A 13,971-nucleotide genomic window follows, 5' to 3' on the forward strand; every position below is an offset into this window, starting at 1 on the left:
CGCGCTCACGCGCGCGGGCCGGTCTGAAAGGTGCGGGCTAGCAGCCGCCACCCCAGGGCCCGGCACCACGCTGGGCGTAGAGGGCAGCCGCCATGGCGTCCTGGTCTGCCGGCAATGCTGCCGCCGGATCGGTGCCGACGAGGTCGTCACGACCAACAGAGCCGGCGATCGAGTTCCAGGCGCCCGGCATGAACTGGTACGCGCCCGATGCACCGGACCCGCCGGTGTTGTGGATGGTGTAGTCACCACCGCTCTCGCGTTGCTTCACACACGAGAGGAAGTCACCGTTGCCCACCGAAGCCGGCGTAAAGGGCCGTGTGACGGTGAGCTGAGCTCGAGCGGCGGCTTCATCGGCGGCAAGGCCATCGAGGAAGGCAACCAGCTCGTGAAGTTGAACGTCGAGCGCGTAGGCAACGACTTGATCGAACATCGCGCCGAGCGCATTGAGTTCCAACGCACTGGCGGAAGCGGCGATCGGCCGCACCGCATTGGGGTTGTCGAGTCTTGGATCGCTGGCGCTTGCTCTGCTCGATGGTGCCGCGACGGCAACGCCGGCCGCGAGCGCCACGACACAGAGCGGCGCAACGATGAGCAACGTCCGCTTTCGCATCGGTCGTGTTCCTTTCGGTTGTCGGTGCCTCGCCGCGCGCGCGCGGAGAGACGGTTTGGGTTTGGGGGAAGGAGAACGCCGGCCCGGGGGCTGCACGGGTGGTGTGCTCCGGCCGGCAAGGTAGTGGTCGGGCCCGCGATGTCTACAGCCGGGGGAGGCGCATTTCGCCCGTTCACGACTCGAACGGTCAGAAGAGGACTCTACGGTCTGATACGCCCCCGCCACCAGGGCTGAAGTACCGTCGCTCCCGTGCAAGCCGACGCGGTCGTGATCGGGGCGGGGCCGAACGGGCTCGTCACCGCAAACCTGCTCGCGGACGCGGGATGGAAGGTGCTGGTGCTCGAGGCCCAGCCCGAGCCCGGTGGCGCGGTCCGCAGCGCGGAGCTCACGCATCCCGGCTTCGTCCACGATGTGTTCAGCGCGTTCTACCCGCTCGGGATCTCGTCACCGGTGATGCGGTCGCTCGACCTCGCCCAGTACGGACTCCGGTGGCGGAAGGCGCCCCTCGCGCTCGCGCACCCCACAGCCGACGGCAGGTGCGCGGTGCTGTCCACCGCGGTGGGTGAGACCGCGCAGTCGCTCGAGACGTACTCGGATGGCGACGGTGACGCCTGGCGCGACTGTTACGCGAGCTTCGAGCGGATCGCCGACCCGCTGCTCGACGCGATGCTCACGCCGATGCCACCCGTGCGCGCGGCCTCGCGCCTGGCGCTCGCGCTCGGCCCGCGCGGCCTCCTCGACTTCTCGCGCACGGCCCTCCTGTCCGTGCGCCGCCTCGCACGTGAGCAGTTCCGCGGGGAGGGTGGCGCGCTCCTGCTCACGGGGAACGCATTGCACAGCGACGTCGATCCGGACTCGCCACCGAGCGGTTACCTCGGCTGGTTCCTCAGCTGCATCGGTCAACAGCACGGTTTCCCCGTACCCGAGGGGGGCGCGGGGCAGCTCACCGCCGCGCTCGTCCGCCGCCTCGTTGCGCGCGGTGGTGAGATCCGGTGTTCGTCACCGGTCGTGCGAGTGGTGGTGAACGGGCGGCGCGCGGTCGCGGTGGAACTCGCCGACGGCGACACGATCGACGCACCGCGTGGCGTGCTCGCCGACGTGGCCGCGCCCGCGCTCTATCGGGATCTGGTCGGCGAAGACCACCTCCCGGCGCGATTCGTGCGATCGCTCGACCGCTTCCAGTGGGACCACGGGACGTTCAAGATCGACTGGGCGCTGTCGGGACCGATCCCCTGGCGCGCCGAGCCCGCGACACGAGCGGGCACGGTCCACCTCTGCGACAGCATGGACCGCGTCATCGCCTACGCCGCCGACCTCGCCCGGGGCCAGATCCCCGCGCACCCGTTCGTGCTGATGGGCCAGATGAACAAGGCCGATCCCACTCGTTCACCGCCCGGCACCGAGACGGTGTGGGCCTACACCCACGTTCCCCAGTCACCGCGCGGCGACGCCGGCGCCGAGCTCACCGGCACCTGGGACGACCGCGACGCCGAGTTGTTCGCCGACCGGATGGAAACGGTGATCGAAGAGCACGCGCCCGGCTTCCGCGCGCTCATCACCGCCCGGCACCTCCTGCCGCCCCCCGCGCTCGAAGCGCGCGACGCCAACCTGGTCGGCGGCGCGCTCGGGGGCGGCACGATGGCGTTCTCCCAACAGCTCGTGTTCCGGCCGGTGCCGGGGTTGGGCCGAGCCGAGACCCCCGTGCGCGGGTTGTTCCTCGCCTCGGCGTCCGCGCACCCCGGCGGCGGCGTCCACGGCGCGTGTGGCGCGAACGCCGCGCGGGCCGCGCTGTTCGCCGACCGCGTACGCCGAGTCTTCAGCGCGGGTCACTACAGCTAGGCAGGCTCGCGTGGGCCGCGGAGCTCGCGGAGCTCGCGGCGGGCCGCGCCGAGGGTCGCGAGGTCGAACACACCGTCTGCCTCGATATCGGTCAGCACCTCGAGGTAACGCCCCACCGCGTCGGGGTGGCCGCGGACCCACTGGTCGACGCGGGCCGCGGGCGCCGCGCCGGGCTCGGTCGTCAGGAGCACATCCTCGGTAATGGCGCGATGGAGGTCGGCAACGTCGTCACGCAGCGCGGCTCGCGCCTCCGATTGCCAGCGATCCGCACGCGGCAGCGCGGCGATGCGATCGCGAAGCCAGTCGAGCCGCAATCGGTCGAGCACCGCGAAGTGAACCCTGGCGATCTCCTCGACGTCGGCACCTCGGGCGGCGGCCAACTCGGCGATCGCCAGCGCCGCGATCGCGGCATTGAAACCGGCAACGCGGGTCGCGAGCTCCGCGGGCACGCCGTCGGCCCGCAGTTGCTCGGCTTCCGCCACCAGCTGTTCGGCGTCGGCGCCGATCACCAGATCCGACAACCGGGCGACGACCGTGGCGACCGGCTCGCGGTAGCGCGCCACCGTGGGCCCGAGATCGAGGTTCCCACCGTAACGAACCAGCGAACGCGCCGCGCGCTCGACGAGCCGTGTCGCCGCGAGGAACATGTTGTCTTGCGTGGCAGCAGGAACGACCAGGTCGAGCGCGTCGATCGCCGACCACGTGTCGCTCATCTCGAAGACGTCGCGAGCGACGATGTGCGCGCGCGTGAGCACGGGAAGGCTCGCGCCGGTCTCATCGGCCAAGCGCGACAGGTAGCTGATACCGGCACGGTTGACGACGGCGTTGGCGGCGACGGTGGCGGTGATCTCGCGGTGCAGGGCGTGCGCGTCGATCAGCTCGCCGAAGCGGTCGCGCAGCGGTGGAGGGAAGTAACCGTGCAGTTCGCGCCTCAAGTACGGATCGTCGGGGACGTCGGAACCGACGAGCGCGCGTTGCAGATCGAGCTTGGTGAACGCGAGGAGCACGGCAAGCTCGGGCGCAGTGAGTCCCCAACCGGCGGAGTGCCGTTCCTGGAGCGCCTTGGCGTCGGGCAGCCGTTCGAGCGCGCGATCCAGGAGGCCGGTCTGCTCGAGGCGCTCCATCTGGCGCGCGTGGACACCGACGAGGGTGGGCGCTTCGACCGCGGCGATCTCCAGCGCATTCGTCTGCGCCTCGTTGTCGGCGAGCACCAACGCGGCGACGTCGTCGGTCATGGCCGTGAGGAGCGGTACCCGGTCTGCTTCGGCGAGTTGCCCGGCGACGATCGCGGCCCGCAGGAGGATCTTGATGTTGACCTCGTGATCGGAGCAGTCGACCCCGGCGGAGTTGTCGATCGCGTCCGTGTTCACGCGCCCACCGGCTCCGTGCCTGAACGGCGATGGCGTAAGCGCGAACTCGACACGCGCGCGCTGGGTGAGACCCAGGTTCCCGCCCTCCGCGACCACCCTGCACCGCAGTGCGGTCGCGTCTACGCGGATTGCGTCATTGGCACGGTCGCCGACCTCCGCGTGGGCCTCCGTGGTCGCCTTCACGAACGTGCCGATACCCCCACTCCACAGCAGGTCGACCGGCGCGCGGAGGACGGCCGAGATCACTTCGTCGGGGGTGGGCGTCTCGACGTCGAGCGAGAGCACACGCCTCGCCTCCGTGGAGATCGGGAGCGACTTCGCGTCGCGCGGGTACACGCCACCACCGACCGAGATGGCCGCGGGGTCGTAGTCGGCCCACGACGACGTCGGGAGCGTGAACAAGCGAGCGCGTTCGCGGTAGCTCGCCTCGGGATCGGGGTGGGGATCGAGGAACACGTGGCGATGGTCGAAAGCTGCGACCAACTTCAGATGCTGCGAGCGCAACATGCCGTTGCCGAACACGTCGCCCGACATGTCGCCGATACCTACCACGGTGAGCTCGGCCGCGTCCGCGTCGATCCCCATCGCGCGGAAATGCGCGCGCACCGAGGTCCACGCCCCGCGCGACGTGATGCCCATCTCCTTGTGGTCGTAGCCCGAGGATCCCCCCGACGCGAAGGCGTCGCCGAGCCAGTAGCCGTACTCAGCCGCGAGCTCGTTGGCGACGTCGGAAAACGTGGCCGTGCCCTTGTCGGCGGCAACGACGAGATAGGGATCGTCATCGTCGTGGCGCACGACGCCGGGCGGAGGCACGACCGCACCGTCGACGAGGTTGTCGGTGACATCGAGCAGGCCACGCACGAACGTGCGGTAGCACGCGAGCACTTCCTCGCGCAGTGCCGCGGCGTCGGAAGGAGGCTGCTTCACGACGAACCCGCCCTTCGCGCCGACCGGCACGATCACGGCGTTCTTCTCGGTCTGCGCCTTCATGAGCCCGAGCACCTCGGTGCGGAAGTCGTCACGCCGGTCGGACCAGCGCAGGCCGCCGCGCGCGATGTCGCCCCCGCGGAGGTGCACACCCTCGACGCGCGGCGAGTACACCCAGATCTCGTGCCGCGGACGCGGGGCGGGGAGGAAAGAGAGCTTGGTGGGGTCGAGCTTGACGGAGAGAGCTGCCGTCGCGCCGCTCCGGCGCGCGTTGGTGCGCACCGCGGCCCGCACCACCTCGACGAGAGCGCGCAGGATGCGGTCCTCGTCGAGGCTCCGCACCAAGTCGATCTCACGCTCGAGCTCGGCGTCGATCCCCTCGACACGTATGACGCGGTCGGAATCGGAGAGCTCGGGCTCGAAGCGCGCCTCGAACAAGTCGACGATCAGCTTCGCCGGGCGCGGGTTCGCGGCAAGCGCGTCCGCGAACGACGCCTCGGTGAAGCGCATCCCGGCTTGATGCAGATACTTGACGAGTGCGCGGACCACCACCACCTGACGAGCGCTGAGCCCCGCTCGCAGCACGAGGCGGTTGAGTCCGTCGTTCTCGATCTCGCCCGCCCAGACCCCGAGGAACAGCTCGGCAGCACGCACCTGCGCGTCGGGTTCCGCGAGGGGGTCGCCCAACGCGGCGCGCACCCCGAACGAGTAGATCCATTTGGGTGGCGAACCGGCGGGCACGATCGCGTAGGGGCGCTCGTCGACGACGATCACGTCGAGGTGCTCGAGGACGGGCATCACGTCGGACAGCAGGAAGGGCGAGCCCGCGCGGTACAGCCGCAGGCGCGCGACGCCGTCGCCGTTCGCCGCATGGTCGAGGTGGATCGCGAGGTCATCGCCCTGCTCGAGCACCGCGACGTCGGCGACGGCGTCGACCGCGGCGACGTCCGCCTGGTACGCGGGTGGAAAGGCGTTCCTCCACACCCGGAAGGTGTCGAGCCCCCGCTCCTCACCCCGCGCGGCGACGAGCGCGTCGCGCAGGTCGTCGGGCCACGCCCGTGCAAGCGTCGCGAGCTCGGACTCGAGCGCGGCTTCGTCGACCGTTGGCGTCCGCGGCGTCTGCACCACAACGTGCAGCCGCGCGAGCACCGTCTCACTGACCAGCACCGTGAAGTCGATCTCGTTCCCGCGGAACGCACGCTGCAAGGCATCGAGGATCGCGACGCGTACGGGCGTCGTGTACCGGTCGCGCGGCAGGTACACCAGGCAGGTCACGAACCGGCCGAAGTCGTCGCCTCCGACGAAGAGGCGGACCCGGCGCCGATCCCCGAGATGCATGATCCCCATCGCCAGACCGAAGAGGCGATCCGTCGACAGTCGGAACATCTCGTCGCGTGGGATCGTCTCGATGACGTTGGCGAGTGTGCGACCGTCGTGGCTCGTCGGGGGGAAGCCGGCACGGGCCGTCACCTCCTCGGCCTTCCGGCGCACGAAGGGAAGCTCGCTCGTCTGCTCGCTGTAGACCGTGGCCGTGTAGAGCCCGAAGAAGCGCTGCTCGCCCACCACCGCGCCGCGTGCGTCGAAGCGCTTCACGCCGACGAAGTCGAGCGGGACCGCACGGTGCACCGTGGAACGCTCGAGCACCTTCGTGAGCGTGAGGACGTACGGCTCGGCGGCGTTGCCCGGAAGGCCTGATGGCACGCGCCTGCGGACGATGCCGAGGGGGGCGCCACCGGTGTCATCACAGGCACCCACGAACGTGAAGTGGTCGTCGACGAGCCACTCCAGGAACGCGGCCGCCTCGGCAACGTCTCCGGGATCGATCGGCGGTGGTGGCGCGTCGCGGAGCTCGGCCACGAGCTCGAGCGCGCGATCGCGCATGGCCTGCCAATCGTCTACCGCAACGCGCACATCGGCAAGGGCCGACTCGATCGAAGCCGCGAGCGCGTCGAGGACCGCGCGATCGCTCTCGCGATCGATCTCTGCGTGCACGAACGACTCACGGCCGACAACTGGATGGAGCAGCAGGTGGATCTCGTAGCCCGCGCGCGCGAGGAGCGCGCTCACGCTGTCGACGACGAACGGCATGTCGTCGGTGACGATCTCGACGACGGTGTGCGGCGATTGCCATCCCTCGGTTGCCCGTGTCGCGTTGACGACCCGCACCACCTCGGCGCCGGGAGCTCGATGCGCGGCAAGGTCGAGATGCGAGCGTGCAGCTGCCGCGCGGTCTGCTTCCGTGAGGAATGTCAGGTCGGCGGGATCGGCCGACGCGAAGTACACACCTTCGAACGACTCGGCCACGCCGACACCCTACGCAGCCGTGGGACGACCATCCCCCAACCACGACCCCGGGCGCGCCACACTCTCCGCTCGCCGAGGGTCCAAAGCGGCGTGACAGAGGAGCGTGAGTGCCAGGAGAGAACAAGCCGGTCGACCTCACACCGATCGACATGGAGTGCATGCGCTGCGGACAGACCGCGCCGATGCGCTTCTACGGCATCTGCACCGAGTGCCGCGCCCAGCTCCACGACCTGTTCGACCGTGAGGCACGCACCATCGAGGTCGCCGAGTACGAGCCGAAGATGAACGTCACCCCCAACGCCGTCGCCCTCAAGGGCGACTAGTACTCAGCTTCGAGCACAACGCCCTCGCGAGCAAGGGTGTCGATCTCGGCGGAGGTGTAACCGAGCTCGGTGAGCACTTCACGCGAGTGTTCCCCGAGCTTGGGACCCGGGCGGCGGATCGACGGCAGTTCGTCGTCGAACTGTGCGGGGGCGGCCGACAGCACCGCGGTGGGATGTTCCGGGTGGCGCATCACGTAACCGTTCTCGAGCACCGCGGGATCGGCGAGGACTTCGTGCGGCGCGTGAAGCGGTGCGTAGATGCACCGCTCCGCCTGCAGTCGCTCCTCGAGCTCGTCATACGTGAGCGCACCGATCGCACCGCTGATCGCGGCGTTCGCCGCCGCCCACGCCGCGCCGTCCTCGGTCTTCTCCAATGTGTACCGGCCAACGAGATCGTCGAGGCCGAGTGCCCGGCACAAGCGCGGCCAGTACGGCTGCCACTCGACCATCGCCAGAAACACCCACCGCTGATCCTTGGTGAGGTACGGATACGCGAGCGGATTCATCTTGTCGGCCGCCGGGGTGCCGCGTGCGGCTTCCTTACCCGTGGCCGAGGTGTACGCGAGGTCGGGACCGAGAAGCCACGCAGCGCCGTTGAGCAGCGACGTGTCGACGACGACACCTTTCCCCGTGCGGAGCGCCTGCACGACGCCGGCGCAGATACCGCCGGCGAACCAACCACCGGTTGGGATGTCGCCCATCGCGCCGCGCTGGTGCGTCGGGCGCGGGGAATCCGGGTCGGTGAGCAGATAGCCGACGCCGCCTCGGGCCCAGTACGACACGAAGTCGAAGCCACCCGCCTCGGCATCGGGACCACGCTGGCCCTGCCCGTGCCCCTTCGCGTAGACGAGCCTCGGGTTCAGCGCGAAGAGGTCGTCCGGCTCGGTGTGCAGCTTGCGGCGGACGCGGGGGAGCTGGTTGGTGACGTACACGTCGGCCCACCGCACGAGCCGCTCGAACACCGCGCGGCCGTCGGGCACCGTCACGTCGAGCGCGATGCCGCGCTTGTTGCGGTTGACGAGCTCGAAGAGGTAGTCGAAGCCGTCGGCGTCGGGCATGAGCCCGTCGGTGATCACGCGCCGCATCGGGTCGCCGTGGTGGCGCTCGATCTTCACGACCTCCGCGCCCCAGTCCGCGAGCACCGCGACCGCCGACGGCACGAAGCCGTGTTCCGAGAACTCGAGCACCTTGATCCCGGTGAGCGGCTGCGTCATCGGGGCTGACGCTACCTGCTCCCCGATGACGCCCCGAAGGTGGCCGCGCCCCCCTCGATGTGCTGCACTAGGTGGACGCGCCGAGCTGGCTCCGTGCCCGAACGGAGTTGGAGCCCGAGGAAGTCGAGAGGACCCCGATGGCCACGAAGACCATGCAGCCGACCGACCACTACACGATCATCTCCGCCGACACCCACGCCGGCGGCAGCCACGCCCAGTACCGCGAATACCTCGACAAGGCGTACCTCGACGACTTCGACGCGTGGCGCAACAAGTACAAGAACCCCTTCAAGGACCTGCGCGACACCAGCGAGCGCGTGCGCAACTGGGACAGCGAGCGCCGTTGGAACGACGAAGAGCACGACGGCGTCGTCGGCGAGGTGATCTTCCCGAACACCGTGCCGCCGTTCTTCCCGAGCTTCGTACTGTTCGCCGCTCCCCCGCCCCCCGACGAGTACGAGCACCGGCTCGCCGGGGTCCGCGCGCACAACCGTTGGCTGGTCGACTTCTGCGCCGAGTACCCGGAACGGCGCGCCGGCGTCGGCCAGATCTTCCTCAACGACATCGACGACGCGATCGACGACGCGAAGTGGTGCAAGGAGCAGGGGCTGCGCGGCGGCATCCTCCTGCCGAACGTCCCGCCCGACGTGCACTGGGTCAAGCACCTGTACGAGCCCTACTACGACCCGCTCTGGGAGGTGTGCCAGGATCTCGAGATCGTCGTGGCCTGTCACGGCGGCACCGGTAACCCCAGCTACGGCCCGCTCCCGGTGAGCCAACTCCTCTACATCACCGAGACCGGCTTCTACTCGCAGCGTCCGTTCGTGCACACGATTCTCGGCGGCGTGTTCGAACGCTTCCCGAATTTGAAGTTCTCGCTCACCGAGATGGGCTGCGCGTGGATCCCGCAGGTGTGCGCACAGCTCGATCAGGTGCTCGACAACATCCGTTCGAACAAGGCGATCGGTGAGCTCCGCTACACCGACGAGCACGTCCTCCAGAAGAACGCCACGGAATGCGTCGAGCAGAACTTCTGGGTGGGCGCGAGCCAGCCCCGCCCACCCGACGCCGCGGCGCGCATCGCCCTCGGACCCAACCGGTTCATGTGGGGCAGCGACTACCCGCACGACGAGGGCACGCACCCCTTCACGAAGGAGCACCTGCGCCAGGTCTTCGGCGAGACGCCGCCCGACGAGCTCCAGGAGATTCTCGCCGGCAATGCGGCCAAGCTCTACGACTTCGACCTCGACGCGCTCGCGCCCGAGGCGGAGCGCGTGGGGCCAACGGTCGCCGAGATCGCCGAGCCGCTCACCGAGCTCCCCGAGGGTGCAAACCAAGCCCTCCGCCGCTCGATGAGCTGACGAGGACACCGTGCACGAGGACCCGCCGCCGACTGATGCTGCTGACGACGACGCACTCGCGGGCCGAACCGCGAGTCAACTCGCCTACCTCCGGCGACTCGTGTACCGCGCCGATGTCGCGGTACTCACGTCTGACGAGATGTGGCGGTAGCGACGGACTCAGCCGGCGCGGGCGGGCCGCGAGAGGATGCCGGCAAACCACTTGTCGGCGTGCTCGATCCACCGCGTGCTGATCGCGCACGGGTACGCCATGAACGCGTGTGGCATGTCGGGCGCGACGAACAGATCGACCTCGTTCTCCGCCGCAGCCCAGCGCGCCGCGAGCATGAGCGTGTCGTCGAGCAGGTGATCGGCACTCCCGACGGCCATGAGCGCCGGTGGCAGATCGTCGAGATCGGCGAACGCGGGTGAGATCTCGGGCGCTCGCCGATCGTCGTCGGTCATGTCCGGGAGGTAGCACTCCACGAAGAACTTGATCCCTGCCGGATCGAGGATGTCGGGCATGTCGGTGGGTCGCGTACCGCGTTGGCTCGGCGAGCGACCCCAGTCGTACACGCCGAACAAAAGATTCGCACCGTCGACACGATGGGCCGCGCCGAGCTCGTCGCGGATGCGCAGCAACACCGCGGCCGCCATGTAACCACCTGCGGACTCACCACCGATGAGCAACCGCGCGCTGCCGAACGCGTCCTCGCCGTGCTCGAGCAACCAGGCAGCGACGGCAAGCCCGTCGTCGGGCCCCGCCGGGTAGGGGTACTCGGGCGCCATGCGGTAGTCGACCGACACGACCGCCATCGCGAAGCGACGGCAGAACGCCAGGTTGCCGCCATCGCTCATCTCCGGCGCGCCGAGGATCATTCCGCCGCCGTGGAAGTGGAGGTAGACGGCCCGCGCGGGCTGTTGCTCGGGAACGAACACCCGACAGCGCACACCCGCGATGTCACGTTCGACGGCTTCGGGGACAGTCACGAATGTCTGCGTGAACGCCTCCCGCTGCTGCTTGGCGCGTGCGAACTTGTCGAGTGTGGGATCGATCGCGGCGCGGTCGCCGATCATCGCCCGCATCGCTTCCATCCCGTTGACCACCGCGTCGCGTGCCTCCGGACGCATGGCCTCGATCTCGTCACTCCAGAGTTTCATCTGTCCTCCCGTCGACCTGCGAGGGCCCAAACGTTATGGTGCGCGGCATGGAACCTCTCCTGGACGGACGGATCGCTGTCATCACCGGCGCGGCGCACGGGATCGGCAGGGCAACCGCCGACCTGTTCTCGGAGCACGGAGCGACGGTGGTGATCGCCGACATCGACGAGCCCGCCGCATCGGCGACGGCGGATGCCATCGTCGCCACCGGCGGGAACGCGGATGCGCTCACCACCGACGTGCGCGTGGACGCCGACGTCGACCGGCTCCGCGACCATGTGCTCGGGACCCATGGCCGGATCGACGTGCTCGTCAACAACGTCGGGCACTATCTGCGCGTCAGGCCGTTCGACCAGAGCGAACCCGAGATGTGGCAGAACCTGTACGAGATCAACCTGCTCCACGTGTTCCGGGTCACCCACGCGTTCCTGCCGTCGATGCTCGAGCAGCAGAGTGGCGCGATCGTGAACGTGTCGTCGGTCGAAGGCGCCCGCGGCTACCCGCCCGATCCCGTGTACGGCGCGTTCAAGGCCGCGGTGATCCACTTCACCAAGTGTCTTGCGGTCGACGTTGCCGGGCGAGGAGTGCGGGTCAACTGCATCGGCCCCGACCTCACGCAATCGCAACAGGTCGACTACGAGCAGCTCGACACCGGGGGCAGGAACCTGTGGCCGATCTGGGCACCGTTGGGCCGACGGGGTGAGCCCGAAGACCAGGCGCGGGCGATCCTGTTCCTCGCCAGCAACCTGTCGGAGTTCATCGTGGGCCAGACGCTGTTGACCGACGGCGGGAGCGGCGCGGCCGGCGGTTGGTTCCGGACGGAACGGCGCGAAGACCGTCGCTGGACGAACCGCCCGATCGATCCCTGACCGCGTAGAAATTCGCTGGACAGGGCGGGCGGGCTCTGATGGGCTGGGAGTTCACGGTTGCGAGAGGACACATGTGGGCATGGTGATGGTGTTCCGTGCCCGGGCAATCACGGCCCGGACGGTCGCACGGTAGAAATCTCGGACAACACTTCCTCGAAAGCGCTGCGCTCGCGGGCCGTCTCGCGCGTGAAGCGGGAATCGCACCCTCGGATCACGTCGTCGAGTTCGGCGCCGGGTCCGGGGCGCTCACCGCGGCACTCGTGGACTGTGGCGCGCGCGTCTTCGCCGTGGAAGTCGACCGGTCTCTCGTCGCGCGCCTGGTTCAGCGTTTTGGCGACGCGAGCGCCGTCACCGTCTTCGAGTGCGACGCGATCGAGTTCCCGCTCCCGTCGACCCCGTTCCGTGTCTTCGCCAACCCGCCGTTCAACCGCACTGCCGCGATTCTGCACCGACTGCTCGACGATCCGGCCGGCGGACTCGTTCGCGCCGATCTCGTCGTCCAGTGGCAGGTCGCCCGAGCCCGCGCGCAAGCTGGGGCGCAGGTCCCCCTCGACCTCGTCGGGGCGTCGTGGGGACCGTGGTGGGTCTTCCGCCGTGCGCGCCGCCTTCCCGCCAAGCTGTTCCGGCCCGCGCCGTCCGTCGACGCCGCACTGCTGACCGTTACCCGGCGCGAGGCAGGCCTCCTGCCGGTCGAAGTCGCGCCGCAGTTCATGGACTTCGTCCGTGATCGATTCGCAGCAGCCCCGCCGCAGCGCGGGGTCGACGACTGGGTACGCCGGTTCACTGCGCGATGACGGTGACGGCCGCGCGCACGCCGACTAACCCTGGGACCGTCGAGAGGCACTATGAAGCGTGGCTCCGGGTGTCGATGACGGCGTGGGTGATGAGCAACTCGTCGCCTGCGCGCGCCAAGGGGACCGCGCTGCGTTCGGCCGGTTGCTGACCCGGCATTGGGACGCGGCATCGGGAGTGTGCCTTCGGCTCCTCGCAGGCAATCACGACGCGATGGAGGACGTACTCCAAGAGACTGCCGTTGTCGCGCTGGTGAGCCTCGACCGGCTGCGGGAGCCCGACCGGTTCGGCGCGTGGCTGTGCGGAATCGCGCTCAACGTCGCGCGGCGCCGGATGCGCGACGCGCGCCGCGAGCACCCCGTGTCGGTGTTGTCGGACGAAATCATCGACGGCGGCCCGGGACCTGCCGAACACGCCGAGTCGGCTTACCTCGGGCGTCAGGTGCGAGATGCGATCGCGCACCTGCCGAACGGGCAACGCGACGCGGTGTTGCTCTTCTACTTGCAAGGCTTGACCCATCGCGAGGTCGCCGACGAGCTCGACATCTCCATCAACGCGGTCAAGGCGCGACTGCACCAGGCGCGGGAATCACTCGGGCCGGCGTTGGCGCCGTTCCACGGACGGAAGGAAGCGATCATGACCACTGGACCCGAATGGATCGACGTGCAGATCAGCGACGTCCGGCGAGGCGAGGACGACCAGCAGCGTGCGCCCGTGGGCAAGCCTCACGTGGTGGTCTTGACGGACACCGCGAGCGATCGGCACCTGCCGATCTGGATCGGCGGGTTCGAAGCAACCGCCCTCGCCACGACCCTCGACAGCGTCGAGATGCCTCGACCCCAGACCTATCAATTCGCGGCCAACCTCCTGAGCGCGACGGGCTGGCGCACGCAGGAGGTCCGGGTCACCGACCTCGCCGTCGGTACCTTCTACTCCCAGGTCGTCCTCGAGCGCTCCGGAGAGACACTCATGATCGACGCACGGCCGAGCGACGCGCTCAACCTCGCCGTGTTGGCCGACGTACCGATCCGAGTCGACACCACGCTCTTCGACAATCCCGCGGCAACCCGCTACACGGAGTGGCGCAGCTACCCCTCGAACGCGGCTCAGCTCGCTGAAGAAGTCCGCCAGACCAACCAAGCTGTCGCTCAGTGGCTCCAGTCGCTCAGTCAAGACGCCGACGACCCCGACGCCGACTAAACGGCGGTTACCCGATCGCGCC

Annotated in this window: 11 protein-coding genes; 7 read left to right on the top strand and 4 right to left on the bottom strand. The window is 69.2% G+C overall.

Translation table 11 applies throughout. The annotated features are described in order from the left end of the window. Window positions 1–37: 37 nt before the first annotated feature. Window positions 38–610: a transglycosylase family protein gene (locus WD271_08595; protein ID MEX1007886.1), complete on the bottom strand. Its 573-nt coding sequence runs from the start codon at window positions 608–610 to the stop codon at window positions 38–40. A 249-nt stretch (window positions 611–859) separates the two neighbouring features. On the opposite strand from WD271_08595, the gene WD271_08600 reads away from it, so the two are divergent. Next, window positions 860–2,449, top strand: coding sequence for an NAD(P)/FAD-dependent oxidoreductase (locus tag WD271_08600; protein ID MEX1007887.1), 1,590 nt, complete (start codon window positions 860–862; stop codon window positions 2,447–2,449). On the opposite strand, the gene WD271_08605 is transcribed toward WD271_08600, so the two are convergent. After that, window positions 2,446–7,050, bottom strand: coding sequence for an NAD-glutamate dehydrogenase (locus WD271_08605; GenBank protein MEX1007888.1), 4,605 nt, complete (start codon window positions 7,048–7,050; stop codon window positions 2,446–2,448). The two genes, WD271_08600 and WD271_08605, sit on opposite strands and share 4 nt — an antisense overlap. A gap of 107 nt (window positions 7,051–7,157) precedes the next feature. Here WD271_08605 and WD271_08610 point away from each other — a divergent pair, with 107 nt between their 5' ends. Further along, window positions 7,158–7,373, top strand: a complete 216-nt coding sequence (locus tag WD271_08610) for a hypothetical protein (GenBank protein ID MEX1007889.1) — start codon at window positions 7,158–7,160, stop codon at window positions 7,371–7,373. Here WD271_08610 and WD271_08615 read toward each other — a convergent pair. After that, window positions 7,370–8,587 carry a CoA transferase gene (locus WD271_08615; GenBank protein ID MEX1007890.1) on the bottom strand — a complete coding sequence of 406 codons (1,218 nt, stop codon included), beginning with the start codon at window positions 8,585–8,587 and terminating at the stop codon, window positions 7,370–7,372. The genes WD271_08610 and WD271_08615 overlap by 4 nt on opposite strands. 137 nt (window positions 8,588–8,724) lie before the next feature. On the opposite strand from WD271_08615, the gene WD271_08620 reads away from it, so the two are divergent. Both WD271_08620 and WD271_08625 read left to right on the top strand, forming a co-directional pair. Next, window positions 8,725–9,948, top strand: coding sequence for an amidohydrolase family protein (locus tag WD271_08620; protein MEX1007891.1), 1,224 nt, complete (start codon window positions 8,725–8,727; stop codon window positions 9,946–9,948). A 10-nt stretch (window positions 9,949–9,958) separates the two neighbouring features. Then, window positions 9,959–10,099 (top strand): hypothetical protein, encoded by a 141-nt coding sequence (locus tag WD271_08625; protein ID MEX1007892.1) that lies wholly within the window; start codon window positions 9,959–9,961, stop codon window positions 10,097–10,099. A gap of 8 nt (window positions 10,100–10,107) precedes the next feature. On the opposite strand, the gene WD271_08630 is transcribed toward WD271_08625, so the two are convergent. After that, complete coding sequence (locus tag WD271_08630; protein MEX1007893.1) at window positions 10,108–11,088, bottom strand: alpha/beta hydrolase; 981 nt, start codon at window positions 11,086–11,088, stop codon at window positions 10,108–10,110. A gap of 47 nt (window positions 11,089–11,135) precedes the next feature. Between WD271_08630 and WD271_08635 the strand changes: the two genes are divergently transcribed. From WD271_08635 to WD271_08645, 3 genes are all read left to right on the top strand, one after another. Further along, window positions 11,136–11,957 (top strand): SDR family oxidoreductase, encoded by an 822-nt coding sequence (locus WD271_08635; protein ID MEX1007894.1) that lies wholly within the window; start codon window positions 11,136–11,138, stop codon window positions 11,955–11,957. A gap of 95 nt (window positions 11,958–12,052) precedes the next feature. Further along, window positions 12,053–12,751 carry an rRNA adenine N(6)-methyltransferase family protein gene (locus WD271_08640; protein MEX1007895.1) on the top strand — a complete coding sequence of 233 codons (699 nt, stop codon included), beginning with the start codon at window positions 12,053–12,055 and terminating at the stop codon, window positions 12,749–12,751. 82 nt (window positions 12,752–12,833) lie between these two features. Then, window positions 12,834–13,949: a bifunctional nuclease domain-containing protein gene (locus tag WD271_08645; protein MEX1007896.1), complete on the top strand. Its 1,116-nt coding sequence runs from the start codon at window positions 12,834–12,836 to the stop codon at window positions 13,947–13,949. Window positions 13,950–13,971: the final 22 nt, after the last annotated feature.

This window comes from Acidimicrobiia bacterium, from assembly GCA_040880805.1.
Classification (GTDB): domain Bacteria; phylum Actinomycetota; class Acidimicrobiia; order IMCC26256; family DASPTH01; genus DASPTH01.